The organism is Adhaeribacter swui (assembly GCF_014217805.1).
In the GTDB taxonomy this organism is placed as follows: Bacteria; Bacteroidota; Bacteroidia; order Cytophagales; family Hymenobacteraceae; genus Adhaeribacter; species Adhaeribacter swui.
Map to the genome: position 1 here is coordinate 3,652,200 of NZ_CP055156.1, position 14,669 is coordinate 3,666,868.

The 14,669-nt window shown below is 44.3% G+C and carries 11 protein-coding genes; 8 read left to right on the forward strand and 3 right to left on the reverse strand.

Going from position 1 to position 14,669, the window contains the following annotated elements; genetic code table 11:
• Positions 1–43: 43 nt before the first annotated feature.
• From HUW51_RS15365 to HUW51_RS15375, 3 genes are all read right to left on the reverse strand, one after another.
• Positions 44–586: a hypothetical protein gene (locus HUW51_RS15365; RefSeq protein ID WP_185270516.1), complete on the reverse strand. Its 543-nt coding sequence runs from the start codon at positions 584–586 to the stop codon at positions 44–46.
• Positions 587–729: 143 nt separating this feature from the next.
• The gene (locus HUW51_RS15370; RefSeq protein ID WP_185270517.1) at positions 730–2,382 is read right to left on the reverse strand and encodes a UxaA family hydrolase; all 1,653 of its coding nucleotides are present in this window, start codon (positions 2,380–2,382) and stop codon (positions 730–732) included.
• A gap of 199 nt (positions 2,383–2,581) precedes the next feature.
• Positions 2,582–3,034: a hypothetical protein gene (locus HUW51_RS15375; RefSeq protein WP_185270518.1), complete on the reverse strand. Its 453-nt coding sequence runs from the start codon at positions 3,032–3,034 to the stop codon at positions 2,582–2,584.
• Between the two features lie 405 nt (positions 3,035–3,439).
• On the opposite strand from HUW51_RS15375, the gene HUW51_RS15380 reads away from it, so the two are divergent.
• From HUW51_RS15380 to HUW51_RS15415, 8 genes are all read left to right on the forward strand, one after another.
• The gene (locus tag HUW51_RS15380) at positions 3,440–4,420 is read left to right on the forward strand and encodes a sugar phosphate isomerase/epimerase family protein (RefSeq protein ID WP_185270519.1); all 981 of its coding nucleotides are present in this window, start codon (positions 3,440–3,442) and stop codon (positions 4,418–4,420) included.
• A gap of 914 nt (positions 4,421–5,334) precedes the next feature.
• The gene (locus HUW51_RS15385) at positions 5,335–6,183 is read left to right on the forward strand and encodes a ThuA domain-containing protein (RefSeq protein ID WP_185270520.1); all 849 of its coding nucleotides are present in this window, start codon (positions 5,335–5,337) and stop codon (positions 6,181–6,183) included.
• 899 nt (positions 6,184–7,082) lie between these two features.
• On the forward strand, positions 7,083–8,480 hold the full coding sequence (locus HUW51_RS15390) for a Gfo/Idh/MocA family protein (protein WP_185270521.1): 1,398 nt from the start codon (positions 7,083–7,085) through the stop codon (positions 8,478–8,480).
• Positions 8,481–9,159: 679 nt separating this feature from the next.
• Positions 9,160–10,590, forward strand: coding sequence for a putative oxidoreductase C-terminal domain-containing protein (locus tag HUW51_RS15395; RefSeq protein ID WP_185270522.1), 1,431 nt, complete (start codon positions 9,160–9,162; stop codon positions 10,588–10,590).
• 514 nt (positions 10,591–11,104) lie between these two features.
• On the forward strand, positions 11,105–12,205 hold the full coding sequence (locus HUW51_RS15400) for a cytochrome-c peroxidase (protein ID WP_185270523.1): 1,101 nt from the start codon (positions 11,105–11,107) through the stop codon (positions 12,203–12,205).
• A gap of 78 nt (positions 12,206–12,283) precedes the next feature.
• Positions 12,284–12,667, forward strand: a complete 384-nt coding sequence (locus tag HUW51_RS15405; RefSeq protein ID WP_185270524.1) for a hypothetical protein — start codon at positions 12,284–12,286, stop codon at positions 12,665–12,667.
• Positions 12,668–12,838: 171 nt separating this feature from the next.
• Positions 12,839–13,606, forward strand: a complete 768-nt coding sequence (locus tag HUW51_RS15410) for an MbnP family protein (RefSeq protein WP_185270525.1) — start codon at positions 12,839–12,841, stop codon at positions 13,604–13,606.
• A gap of 2 nt (positions 13,607–13,608) precedes the next feature.
• Positions 13,609–14,664, forward strand: coding sequence for a cytochrome-c peroxidase (locus tag HUW51_RS15415; RefSeq protein ID WP_185270526.1), 1,056 nt, complete (start codon positions 13,609–13,611; stop codon positions 14,662–14,664).
• The last annotated feature ends 5 nt before the right edge of the window (positions 14,665–14,669 follow it).

Sequence of the window (14,669 nt, forward strand, 5' to 3'; positions counted from 1 at the left end):
GAATATAACCCGGGTGCCGTAAAGGCTTTGTTGGTAGTCGTTTTTACTTTTTTTCTTTTTTATAAAGCTCCGAAAGCATTAGGGTTGGCTTTATCCAACTGTATTTCCTCCAGATTCTTTCCTCTTTTTGCTCCTTAAATAAGCGGACCTTAAATAATTCTTCATTCAGGAATAAAGAAAAGTCCTCAGCGTCATAGTGGACAGATATGGGTGGGTAGAACTTCTGATTTGGTAATGGTTGCCTGGTTGTGATCTGTATTCGGTTTGCAATAAAATATTCTAAGGCTTCTGAGTTCTTTTGTTCAACCTTGCTTTCCTTTTGGTCGCAAAATATTGTTTTGGTAAATGTTTTGCCATTTTTTCTCCAAATGATTCCTGCATCGATAAATCCTTCACAATCCAACTCTGCACCTAAAGTCTCACAACCATTACAATAATAATGGTATGTAAGAATTGTATCAACATTATCTTTTCTTAAATTCTCCAAAACTTTTCGCAAGGAAGGATGAAAAGAGTCCAGATTATCAACTTGCCCAAAACAGGTAGTTGCAAAGAAAAATAAGATTAAGGTTATGAGTATTTTCATAAATGACTACCAACTAGCAGATAAACGGAACTACTCCGCTTATCTGCATTATATGGAGTAAAGTAATTCCATATATCCGTCTATTTTGGCTGGATAAACGGAGTGTATAAAACCGCCTTATGGTGAATTTATTTTCCAACCCCCTACAACGACACGCCGCGCTTCCAGGGAATAAAATCATCCTGGCCGAGTTGTACGGCTTTGGGGGTAATCTCGCCGCTGGCTACTTTAATGCAGAATTCCAGGATTTCTTCGCCTTTGCTTTCGATGGTGGCCTCGCCCGTGATAATATCGCCGGTATCCAGGTCAATAATGTCGGCCATACGTTGGGCTAGTTTGGTGTTGGTGGATATTTTAACAACCGGGCAAACGGGATTGCCGGTGGGCGTGCCTAAACCAGTAGTAAACACAATGACGTTAGCGCCGGAACCTGCTTTACCCGTGGTAGCTTCTACGTCGTTGCCGGGAGTGCAAACTAAACTTAGGCCGGGTTTGCGCACGGGTTCGGTATAATCCAGTACGTCGGCTACGGGAGCAGTGCCGCCTTTTTTAGCTGCGCCGGCGCTTTTTATGGCGTCTGTGATTAAGCCATCTTTAATGTTGCCCGGCGAAGGATTCATATCGAAGCCAGAACCTACGGCTTGCGCCTGCGCCGAATAGCCTTTCATGAGCCGGATAAACTTGTTGGCGGTTTCATCATCAACGCTGCGGTCCACGAGCTCTTGTTCCACGCCGTTCAGTTCGGGAAACTCGGCCAGTAAAACCGAGCCACCCAAAGCCACTACTAAATCGGCAGCGTAGCCCAATGCCGGGTTCGCCGATATGCCGGAAAACCCATCGGAGCCGCCGCATTTTACGCCCAGTACCAGTTTGCTTAACGGAGCCGGTTGCCGGGTTTGTTTGTTGGCTTCAATTAAGCCCAGGAAAGTTTGTTTAATGGCTTCGCTGAGTAATTGTTCTTCGCTTTGGCTGCTTTGTTGCTCAAAAAAGTAAACCGGCTTGTCAAAATTCGGATTACGTTCCCGGATGTGTTGTTGCATTTGGTCGTACTGCAAATGCTGACAGCCTAAGCTGAGAATGGTAACGCCGGTCACATTGGGGTGATCCATGTAGCCCACGAGCAATTTGCTGAGGATTTCGGAATCTTGCCGGGTGCCGCCACAACCGCCCTGGTGCGTCAAAAACTTAATGCCATCGATGTTCTCGAATACGCGTTTGGTCTGGAGTTCTTCGGTAAATAATTTAAAATCGGTGTTAGCCACCGCTTCCGCCGATTGGCTTTGCTTATACAGATCTACTAACTGCCGGGCCTGGTTTTGGTATTTAAAACTTTTGGCGTACCCAAGTTCGCGGGTTAAGGCGTCTTTTATTACTTCTAAGTTGCGGTTTTCGCAGAAAACGGTGGGCACAAACAGCCAGTAATTAGCCGTTCCTACTTTGCCGTCGGAACGCAAATAGCCGTTAAAGGTGCGGTTTTGCCATTTGCTCACGTCCGGGGGCGTCCAGGAGTATTGTTTGGTGCGGCCGCTGTAATCCGAGGCGGCGTGTTTTAAATTAGCCGTGGAAATTAGCCCACCCCGCGCAATGGGCAGCATGGTTTTTCCCACCAACACCCCGTACATGGTAACCGGGTCGCCGATGGCAAAATCCTTGGCTGCGAATTTATGTTTGGCTGCTACATCGTCTTGCAGCAGATAAGTCTCATTTTCAAAAACAATGGCTTCCCCTTTTTTTAAATCCGTAAGCGCCACAATTACGTCGTCCTGGGGGTGTACTTTTAATACTTTAGCTTGCATAATTTAGTCCATAGTCGACCGTCGATGGTCGACAGTAAATTTATGTATTATTTTAAAAATTATTCTGGTTCAAGGAATGCGAAATTGGCGGGTTAAAAAGGTTATCTCGAAATTTAATTTTACTTAACTTTATGAATTTTCTGCTGGAGCTACTGCTAAATTAATTTTTTAGTCGATTGTACGACTTATCATGCTTAATTTAATCATTAACTTTAGTCAGATATTTTAAAATCAGAATAGGGACAATATTGATCATAACGATTATTTCTGCACTTATTGAGCTATAAGCCAGTTCAAAACCTGATAAAGAATATAAAAAATTAATCAGAAAATTATTACTAAGGTCAACCCCAAATGAAAGCTGGATACCAGAGTAAAATTTGTAAGTTATACCAAACGCGCTTAAATGAATAATCTGAAGAGATTGATTAATCCTTGTCCATTTGATTTTAGTTTTACTTTTTGTCTCTTCTTGAATTAAAAGGCTGCCGCAATAAATAGAAAAAGCATATAAAGCCATGGCTATAAAAAATATGCTTAAAGTTGAGCCCGGAACTGTTGATCTATTTAAGATAGTCCATAAAATTATGAATAAACCTAGAATCCCTCCAGCAATTTGATACCAACCTAAGTATTTTAATTTACCATCCATTAAATTCTATGAGTTAATTATTTCACCGTTTACAGATAAGCTTGCCTTTATAATTTAAACATAAATTCAGGGCGTAAAACCAACCAGACTTATCTTACTTTTAGTTAAACCGGAATACCTTTCTTTTAAAATAAGAGATAAGGAAACACTTTTTTGGGGAACATATTGCCCTAAACTTTCAAAAAATTAAATTTTTTATTTCCGGAATAAACCAGCATCTTCCTGATTGGAATACTGGTTTAGAATAAACCCGTTGAATAATTTGAGTGATAATAGGGTATAAACTACAACCGGGATTCTCTTGGTTTTAGCTGAATTTTTAAAAATCTTACTTCTGGTAAATGATTGACCAGAAGCCAAGCACGACACATATATTACTTTTATAAGTCTATTATTTAAAAAACTATGCAAAATAGAAGAAATTTTTTGAGAGCTTCCGGTGCCCTAATGTTGGGCGGTTTGGGAAGTTTAATGCTCCCGGGTTGCAATACCAAAGATGCCAAAACTACTTCCGAAACGGACTCTACCGATAGTACGGCTACCGCAAACACCAGTCAAAATACCCCGGCGGCCGCTATACCGGCGGCTGGCTTGCAATTATACACCGTGCGCGAATTACTAGATAAAGACCTGAAAGGTACTTTGCAAAAAATAGCCGACATCGGGTATAAAAACATGGAAGCGGCGGCCGGCGCCAAAGGCCATTATTATGGCTTAAAACCCAAAGAATTTGCGTCGATGCTGGACGGCATGGGCATGAAAGTGCGGAGCAACCACGTATTGGTAGGTGGCCAAGCTAAAGAAGAAGCGCCTTTGCCGGATAGCTTGCAAACGTTAAATAACAACATGCAGCAGCTCGTAGACATGGCCGCTGAAGCTGGGCAAAGTTATTTGGTTTGTGCCTTTTTGTTCCCGAGCGAGCGCAAAACCATCGACCAGTATAAAAAATACGCGGAGTTGTTTAACAAAACCGGCGAAGCTTGTAAAAAAGCCGGACTCACTTTCGCTTACCACAACCATGATTTTGAATTCCAGAAAATAGACAACCAAGTGCCTTACGACATTCTGTTAAACGAAACGGATAAAGATTTAGTGAAAATGGAGCTGGACTTGTACTGGGCCGAAAAATCCGGTAACGATCCAGTTGCCTTGTTCCAGAAACACCAAGGCAGGTTCCCGCTGTGGCACGTAAAAGACATGGATAATACCGATAAAAAGTTCTTTACCGAAGTAGGCAACGGTACCATTGATTTTAAACCTATTTTTGAAGCGGCTCAAACCGCCGGTATGGAGTATTATTTTGTGGAGCAAGATGTTACCCCGGGCAATCCCATCGATAGCATTACTACCAGTTTCAAGAACTTGCCTAAGTTTTTACCGGCTTAGTATTTTTAAAATTTTAAAAATTCAGCCGTATTTTCAATGGAAAGTACGGCTGAATTTTTTTATGCCAGCAGGTTAAATGGTACCAAGCCTTAGTTAAAATAAGTAAGATTCATAGTTTTTCTTTGGAGCCGGTTCCCGTCTCCAGGCTTTGGTGCTATCTAGTTTGCTGGCTTTAAGTTTTGCCTCATGGTCGGCGGGCCTCGTTTGGCTGTGTAGGGCTGGTCTAAGCTTGTTTTGTTCGTTCCTCACAATGCCTCGTGCCTCGGCACCACAACCTTAGAAGGCCCTACACAGCCAAACTGGTGTCTTTGCTAGTAGCTTCCGTGTTTACTTTTTTTAGTATTATTAGATTGTATTAAGCTGAATTTGTCAGGATTTGCTGAGGGGGAAAGCAGAACCAGGCAGCTTCATTCCGTTAATTCTTGTCATTAGTAGCAACCAATTAAAATCATTTTCCTTCTTTTTAATCAAACAGATTGATTTCTACCAGACGAGCCGGAAAAGCCGCAGCTAAGCGCGAAGATACCAGTTTGGCTGTGGAGGGTCTTTCGGATTCTGCGAATCTAGCGATTCGGTGTGGCGCAGCCACATTCCGCAGCGGAGCGAGGAAAGATTCGCTAAACCGCCCGAAAGAGCCAAACTAGGCCAGCCGGCCATGAGGCAAAACTTGTAGTTTGCCAATTAGATAGCGCCAGAACATGGTGACGGGAACCGGCTCCAAGTAAATAAAGTAGGTTTAACAGCATATTCTATAAAATAACTATTAGCGCTATGGTTTAATTTTAAAAATTTATAGCAAGATTGTTTCTGTTTTTATTACATTTCTGAAATGTTGTGCTAGCTGATTCTGCGGAAAAGCTACTGGCTTGGCGATACATTGTTCCAATCAAAAGAAGTAAAACCTAAAATTACCCATGCGCATTTTTACGAAATACTTATTTTTTGTTCTGATTATCGGATTTTTGTTGCCCATCGGTCTTTCGGCTAAGCCGGCCATTAACTGGAAGAATGTAACTATTTTGATCTACACCAAAAACGGGAAAGGCTACGTGCACGATAATATTCCGTCGGCGGTAGCGGCCTTGCAATTAATGGCCAAGCAGCAAGGTTTTAAAGTAGAAGTATCCGACGATCCGGCGGTGTTTACGCCCGAAAATTTAAAAAAATTTACCTTACTGTTGTTCCCCAGCACTAACAACGATGTTTTTAATACGCCCGAGCAACGCCTGGCTTTTAGACGCTACATGCAGTCGGGGGGTGGTTTCGTGGGCTTGCACTCCGTAATTGGTACCGAACGTAACTGGACCTGGTTTAAGCAAATGCTGGGCGGCAGCTTTGTATGGCACCCAAAATTTCAAAATTTAAAAATTCAAGTGATTGATCCGACCCACCCCAGTGCACAGGGTTTGCCTAAAGTTTGGGAGAAACAAGATGAGTGCTATTTTATGAAAGATTTATACCCCGGCGCGCGCGCCTTTATGGCCCACGATTTAACGGTTCTGGACAGAACGGATGCTGCCGAAAGCGAAAAAATTAAAAATACCGCCGGCCCATATACCACATTGTACCCCGCGGCCTGGTACCAAACCTTCGATGGTGGCCACGTCTGGATAACTGCCCTGGGACACGCCAAAACCGATTACCAGGACCCCACTTACTTACGCCACATTTGGCAAGGAATCCAGTACGTAGCCGGTCAGGTAAAAAAACTAACGTCTAGCAACGCCTACGCCAACTCTTACGACGAACCTGTACGGTATTAAGTTTTGCGGCGGAAGATTTACTATTTACTTAGCCTGAGGATCAATAAATAACTATTCCACTATGGTGATTTTACCACCCCGGCCCCTCCTGAAACAGGAGGGGAGCTTTTGAATTGCTTTGATTGGATTAAGTTTTCGCTTTGTACAAGCGATATTTATTCGCAGGATTTAAATAGTTATAAAGAGACCAGTAATTTTAAACATTAGTATTATCCTTAATTGAGAACTGTAGCTCCTAGCAACCGACACCAGTTTAGCCAGTAAGGCACATATAAGGTTTCGGTTCTGCGCAACAGAATTCCGCATGGAGTGAGAAAACAGAATAGCAGTATTTCCTCCCCTGTTTTTAGGGGAGGTCCCGCAGGGGGAGGGGTAAACGAGGCCCGCCGGCCATGAGGCAAACTCAGCCAGCTCAAACAAGATAGAACTAAAACCTGGAGACGGGAACCGGCTCCAAGTAACACCAGTTCTGCCTTCGTGCAGCCAATGCGGTTTCCGGCTTTTAGCCGGAGTGAAGTCACAGACTTTACATTATAAATAAGCACAAGTTTAAAAATTGGCGCAAGTAAAAGTTGGTGTTAGGCAAAAGAACCAATAAGAAGAGTAAAATAAGCTGTTTAGCATTTTGAAATCTAATAATTAAAAGTGCCAATTAGAAGCTTTTAGGAGTAGTATTTTGTGGAGCTATCCCGTTTTGGTGATGGAGACACCCCCAAAGGCGAAGGTTGCCTCTATTTCTATAAATACAAAACAGCTTCAAATTTAAAAACTCTACTGCCAAAAAGCTTATGCAATAATAGATTCATAGTGAATTTTAAAAAAATCCTCCGTAAAAGCTTCTAAATTCAATCGGGATTAGTAATTTATAAGTTGATTTCTCCCCCAAAACTATTTGTAACATGGCAACGAATGATTTTTCTGAATTATCGCGGCGCAGCTTTTTAAAAAAAGCGCTCACCGGAACAGTAGCTACTTCCCTGGCCGGAATCGGATTTCCGACGATTGTGCCCGCCTCGGTGTTGGGTAAAAACGCGCCGAGCAACCAGATAAACATAGGTGCCATTGGTACCGGCCGCATTTCGCGTGGCCACGATATGCCTGGTATCTGGAAACACAATCAAGCCCGCATCATGGCCGTTTGTGATCTGGACCAAAAACGCGCCAATGAAGCCAAACAACTCGTAAACGAATATTACAGCAAGAAAAACAAGCAGCCCTACGATGGCGTAAAAGTATACTTCGATCACCAGGAATTATTGCAAAACAAAGACATAGACGCGGTAGTTATCAGCACCCCCGATCACCAGCACGCCTACATTGGTATCCACGCGGTAGAAGCAGGCAAAGACGTATACCTGCAAAAACCAGCTTCCCTCACCATTGCCGAAGGGCGGGCATTAAGTAATGCGGTGCACCGCACCGGCCGTATTTTACAGATTGGAAGCCAGCAACGCTCTTCAGCGCAGTTCCGGTACGCTGCCGAACTGGTGCGAAATGGCCGCATTGGTCAGTTAAAAACCGTACAGGTAGGTTTGCCCGGCGACCCGGCCGGCGACGAAGAACCAGAAATGCCAATCCCGAAAAATTTAAATTATGATGCCTGGCTGGGTTCCACGCCGTACGTGTATTACACCGAAAAGCGTGTGCATCCGCAAAACGATTACAGCCGGCCGGGTTGGTTGCGCTGCGAACAGTTTGGTGCCGGCATGATCACCGGTTGGGGCTCGCACCACGTCGATTGCGCCCATTGGGCCATGGATACCGAATACACTGGGCCTATTGAAGTATGGGGAAAGGCAGAATACCCGGCCAAAGGTTTGTGGGATGTGCATGGGATTTTCCGGACGGAAGCCCTGTATGACAATGGCATGAAAATGATTGTAAGTAATGAATTGCCCAACGGCATTCGTTACGAAGGTACGGAAGGTTGGATCTTTGTGACCCGGGGCGATTACGCCGCCACGGCCAGTGACCCGGTAGCCAAAAAATCCGGCACCAAAGCCTTAGAAGCGAGTAATCCCAAATTGCTGACCTCAAAGATTGGTCCGGAAGAAATTCATTTATACGAAAGTTCGGATCACCACGGCAACTGGCTGGAGTCGGTTAAATCGCGTAAGCCCCCGATTGCACCCGTGGAAGTGGGCCACCGTTCCTGTTCTACCTGCCTTATTCACCAGATTGCGATGAAGCTGAAACGCAAGGTGTATTGGGACCCCGCCAAAGAAAAATTTAAAAATGACGACGAAGCCAACAGCATGCTGTCCAGGTCGCAACGTTACCCATATTTAGTGGGGTAATCTGTAAAGGGATCTTCAGGTGTAGTTTTTAAGCATATGCATGACTTAGCTAAGTGATGCTGCTTGGCAGGTGGAAGTATATTGAATTATAGATTCTGACGTGAGCGTTCACGTTCGTTTCTAACAGTTTGGTTAGCCTCCGGCAATGCCAAACTGTTAAGCCTTTACCAAGAAGAAAATTTAAAATTTCCACTTATCAAAGATCAGAATCTGTTGATCAGACATAAGTCTGCATAAAAGAAATGTCTCCATTCCATGGTCATTCTGAGCTTGTCGAAGAAACTAAATAATACCGTTCATTTCGGTACCCATTAGATCCCTCGACAAGCTCGGGATGACCGTCAAAAATTTTTGATAATACTTGTTGTTTATGAATCGGGAGGCTTCTACAAAGGCGAACCGAACTTACCTTTCCTAGAACAAATCATCTGTCAAGTTTTTGCCAACCTGAGATCGAAAGATAAGGGACGTGAACGAAGACTCTCTCGACAAATTCAGAACTTTAAGTTATACAATTATTGAGGAATAAAGAGTGTAATGGTAAATAGGAGAAGCGTTTCGTCAGACTATTCCTCCTGATTCGGTTACGTTTCCGGAATTTAAATGCGAGTTAAATTTGATTTGCTCCGGTATAAGCTTTTTATTTACCCGTTCGAATCCTGGCAATAAAATGCATTCTATGAAAAAACTCTTTTTCCCCGCCTTACCTGTTTTACTAATCAGCACTTTGATTAGCTGTTCTAACAACAAAAAAGAAACCAATACGGAAAATAAAAACGAAACAGAAGCTAATACCACCGCCACTACTACCGGTCAGATTAAGTTAATGACCTTGGATCCGGGGCATTTTCACGCGGCTTTAGTGCAAAAGTCCATGTACCCCAACGTAGATCCTTTGGTGCACGTGTTTGCGCCGGCCGGACAGGACGTGGACGAACATCTTAAACGAATCAGCCAGTATAATGCCCGCGCCGAAAGTCCTACCCAGTGGCAGGAAGATGTGTATACCGGTCCGGATTTCTTGCAGAAAATGCTGACGACCAAACCCGGCAACATGGTAGTAATGTCGGGCAATAACCAGAAAAAAACGGAATACATTAAAGCCGCCGTGGATGCGGGCCTAAATGTTTTGGCCGATAAACCCATGGCCATTACCACGCAAAACTTTGATTTATTAAAAGAAGCGTTTGCCTCGGCGGAAAAAAATAAAGTAATGCTATACGACATCATGACGGAGCGTTACGAGATTACCACCATGTTGCAACGCGAGTTCTCGAAACTGCCCGAGGTATTTGGTACCCTGCAAAAAGGAACGGCAGCGGATCCGGCTATTACCAAAGAAAGCGTACATCACTTTTTTAAATACGTATCCGGTTCGCCTTTAAAACGACCAGCCTGGTTTTTTGATGTAACGCAGCAGGGCGAAGGCATTGTGGACGTAACTACCCACCTGGTAGATTTAGTGCAATGGGAAGCTTACCCCGAGCAGGTTATTGATTATGCCAAGGATGTAAAACTAACCAGCGCCCGCCACTGGCAAACCAAACTCACCCCTAAACAATTTAAAACCGTAACGCAACTTGATTCTTATCCGGATTTTTTAAAAAAAGACGTGCTAAATGATTCTTTATTGGGCGTATACGCGAACGGCGAAATCAATTACCAACTAAAAGGCACACACGCCAAAGTATCGGTCATCTGGAATTTTGAAGCCCCGGAAGGTGCCGGTGATACCCACTTCTCCATCATGAAAGGCACCAAGGCCAACTTAATTATCCGGCAGGGCAAAGAGCAAAACTACAAACCGGTATTGTACATCGAACCCGTGGCCGGCGCTGATTTAAAAACTTTTGAAGAAACCTTAAAGACCGGCTTGGCCACGGTCCAAACTACTTTCCCGGGCGTAACCGTCGAAAAAACCGGCAACATCTGGACCGTTACGGCTCCCGAAAAATACCACAACGGCCACGAAGCCCATTTTGGTCAGGTTACCGAAAAGTACCTGGAGTTTTTATCCACGGGTAAAATGCCGAAGTGGGAGGTGCCCAATATGCTGGCGAAATACTACACTACCACCAAAGCCCTGGAGCTAGCCCGTAAGAAAAAGTAAAAATTTAAAAAAAGTAGCTGATACGCGCGCTTTTAAGCAATTGCTACATATTGTAGCTTATTCCTCAAAACTCCCGATACCAACCTGTTCAGTTTAACAAGTTGGTATCGGGAGTTTTATATTATTTATAAGTTGAGAAAACAGATTAAGTTTTCTGCTCATTTTAACTGGCGCCAGTCCTAGCATAGTGATACTGGTAACTAAAGAACAATAGCCAGTCTCCTGCTGGTGCGAGCTTGTAGCTCGTACCTTAATCGTTCAAAGTACGAGCTACAAGCTCGCACTAGCGGAAAACTAAATATTTTTAAAAGTGCTTTAGTAAATAAGACAATCAAAGAACTGGTTTCGGGTTATTGTTGTTTATGACTTAACATAGCCTGTTTTGAAATATAAAAGGATTAACTTGCGTTAAACAAATACCGGCGCACTCTTTGTAAAAAGCTAAATGATAAGTTTCGAGTAAGATTTAAGTGCAGGTACTTACTTTAGATTCCGAATTTTTTAAAAATTTTCAGTGAAGCAACTTTACTTTTTATATTTATTCTGTGGGTTATTAGCGGTTGCTTGTTCTTCGCCGAGCGGCGGCAAAAACGAAGAAGTACCCGAACCGCAGCCCACGCCTTACACGCTTTCTTTTTCCGAACGCTTTCAGCCGCCTACCATTCCGGCCGATAATCCTTTAACCGAAGAAGGGGTTCTGTTGGGTCGGCGGTTGTTTTACGAGAAGAAACTATCCGGCGATAACACCATTTCCTGCGGCAGTTGCCACCAGCAAAAACTAGCCTTTACCGACGGCAAAGCCCTGAGTACCGGCATTAACGGCCAAAGCACTACCCGGAGCTCCATGAGCTTGGTAAATCTGGCTTGGAACAAAACTTTTAACTGGGCTGGCGAAGTTAATTCTTTAGAAGCGCAAGCCCGCATTCCCATTGAGAACCCTCTGGAAATGCACCAGAACCTGGACGAAGCCGTTAGCGAACTTCAGAATACCGGCACGTACCCTAACCTTTTTAAGAAAGCCTTTGGCACCAGCACCATTACCTCGGATTTAATGCTGAAAGCCCTGGCCCAGTTTACCCGCACCCTGGTTTCTACTAATTCCCGCTACGACAAATTCCGGGCCGGACAAGCCAACTTAACCGTGGAAGAACTAGAAGGCATGCAGTTGTTTATCACGCACCCCGACCCGAGTCGGAATTTGCGCGGTGGGAATTGCGGCGATTGCCACGGCAGCGATTTTTTTACCTTACAGCAATTCCACAACAACGGCTTAGACGAAACTTTTGCCGATAAAGGTCGGGGTGTCGTAACCGACAAAGCTACCGACGACGGTAAGTTTAAAGCGCCCTCCTTACGCAACATTGCCGTTACCGCCCCTTACATGCACGACGGCCGGTTCAAAACCCTGGAAGAAGTACTGGATCATTACAACGACCACATCAACAATGCCAGCCCCAACCTGGATCCTTTAATCATAGAAGCGTCGAACCAGGTAAGAGGTAAATCGTTGTTGCTTACTCCCGAAGAAAAAACGAAAATTATTAAGTTTCTGCATACGCTTACCGATGAATCGTTTTTGCAGGACGAGCAGTTCTCGGAAATCACGACTCCTTAAAGCCATGGTGGTAAAAACCGAAATAATGCTTTTTTTTAAAAATTTCCGTTTCTACTTTTACCCCGCAAACAAAACTACTTGAAAAGTACCGTTACCATAGCGCTCTTACTGGTAATGCTGGTGCAAAGCTTCAGCAAGGTATTTATTGTTCTGGATTACCAGGCCAATAAAAACTACATCGCCGAATTTTTGTGCGTGAACAAGGCCAAGCCGCAAATGCATTGTAACGGCCAATGCTACCTGAAAAAGCAGTTGCAAAAAGCGGAGCAACAAGAAAATCAATCAACTACTCCTAACTTAAAGCACGCCGCCGAAATAACTTTATTTTGCCAGCATTTGTTTTCGTTGCCTTTTACTCCCGTTCCTTTACCCGTTCAGCATACCTTTACCTACCTGCCTGGTGTAGCAAAAGCCAACCTCAGGTTTATCTTCCATCCGCCTCAGTTTACGGTTTTAGCTTAATTTTTAAATTTTTCGTTATCCCAACGAATTGCGTTTGGGTGACCTTACGCCTGAATTAAGCTACCGGAGCGTATGCTCTATCTTTCTGATTTTTTTAAAAATGGCAGTTTAAGCGGGTTCCCCAGCTTAACAGATAGCGCTATTCATTATTTAATAAATTTCTAATAACTCATGAAATCTTTATTCTTGAAATATATTCTTGTTATTTTTTCTTTCGCTGTTTTGTTTACCGCTTGTAAAAAAGATCCCGAACCCGGAACCACTCCCATTACCACGGGCAAAGTAACTCTGGAGTTTGACCACGTAGTCGGTGACCAAGCGTTAGCCTTAAATCCACAGCAATACACCAATGCCAACGGCGATCAGTTTCAGATAACTACCTTTAAATACTACATCAGTAATATTGTATTAACCAAAGCCGATGGCACCAGCTACAAGCAACCCGAAAGCTATTACCTGGTAGACGAGGAAGAACCAGATTCCAAGCTGATTACCCTGGAAGAGGTACCGTCGGGCGAGTACACGGGTTTAACTTTTACGGTGGGTGTGGATAGCGTACGCAATGTGTCGGGGGCACAAACCGGCGCCTTAGACACCGCCTTAGGCATGTTCTGGAGCTGGAATACCGGTTATATTTTCCTGAAGCTGGAAGGTTACTCACCCCAGTCCGAGAAAGGCGGTTTAACTTTTCACATTGGCGGCTTTAAAGCACCGAACAACACCATCCGCACCATTTCGCCTAATTTAAACGGGAGTAAAATGCTGGTAGCGGCTGGTAAAGCGCCGCAGGTACATTTAAAAGTAAACGTGCTGGAGATGTTTCAGTCGCCGCATCTAATCAAGTTTGCTGATTTAAGCTCTACCATGGGTGGGCCGGCTTCGGTAACCATTGCGGATAATTACCGCGACATGTTCCAGGTGGACCATATCCATAATTAACCATGTTTGGTTTTTGGCTGCTAAACAGAAAGTATGGGCTGATTCTGGCGGCTATTTTTTTAAATTTTTTGGCCGGTTGCTACCCCGATCCGGAGGTACCCACAGCCGTTGACTTACAGAAAAACCCGGCCCACTTTCCCGAACCCGTTTACCTGTTCACCGATAACGAACCAAGCCAAGCCGGTTTTGAGCTGGGGCGCCAGTTGTTTTACGATCCGCTGCTTTCCCGGGATGGTACGGTATCATGTGGTACCTGCCATAAACAATTTGCCGGCTTTGCGGATTTAGATCATACGGTGAGCCACGGCATACAAGACCAATTAGGAACGCGCAACACGCCGAGTTTAGCTAATCTGCGTTGGGATAAATCATTTTTTTGGGATGGAGGAGTTACGCACCTGGAACTGGTACCATTGGCACCCATAACAAATCCTGTGGAAATGGGCGAAAGCTTGAGTAACGTAGTCCGGAAACTGAACCGCAGCCCGCAATATGTGAAATTTTTTAAAAAAGTTTTCCATCAGGATAGCATTAACAGCCAGCAATTGTTCCGGGCCATGGCGCAATTTATGGGTCAGTTCGTATCGGCTTCGGCGCCTTACGACCAGTACGTGCAGGGCAAAACCAACGCCTTAACGGCTACCCAAGTTCAGGGTTTAGCGGTGTTTAACAGCAAGTGCGCGAGTTGCCATACGCCGGGTTTATTTACCGACTTGTCATTCCGCAACAACGGCTTAGATGCAGATTTTAAAAAAGATGCGGGCCGGCAGATTATTACGCAATTGGTGGCAGATGCGGGTAAGTTTAAAGTGCCCAGCTTGCGCAATGTAGCCGTGAGCGCGCCTTACATGCACGATGGCCGGTTCCGTACGCTGGCCCAGGTGCTCGATCATTACAGCCAGGGTGTTAAAAAATCGACTACCCTTGACCCGGTATTAGCGAATGCGCAACCGGGTATTCCCTTGTCTCCGGAAGAAAAACAACAGCTTTTAAGTTTTCTAGACGCTTTAACCGACAAAAAGTTTATCACCGATCCGCGCTTTGCCGATCCTTTTTAAGTTGA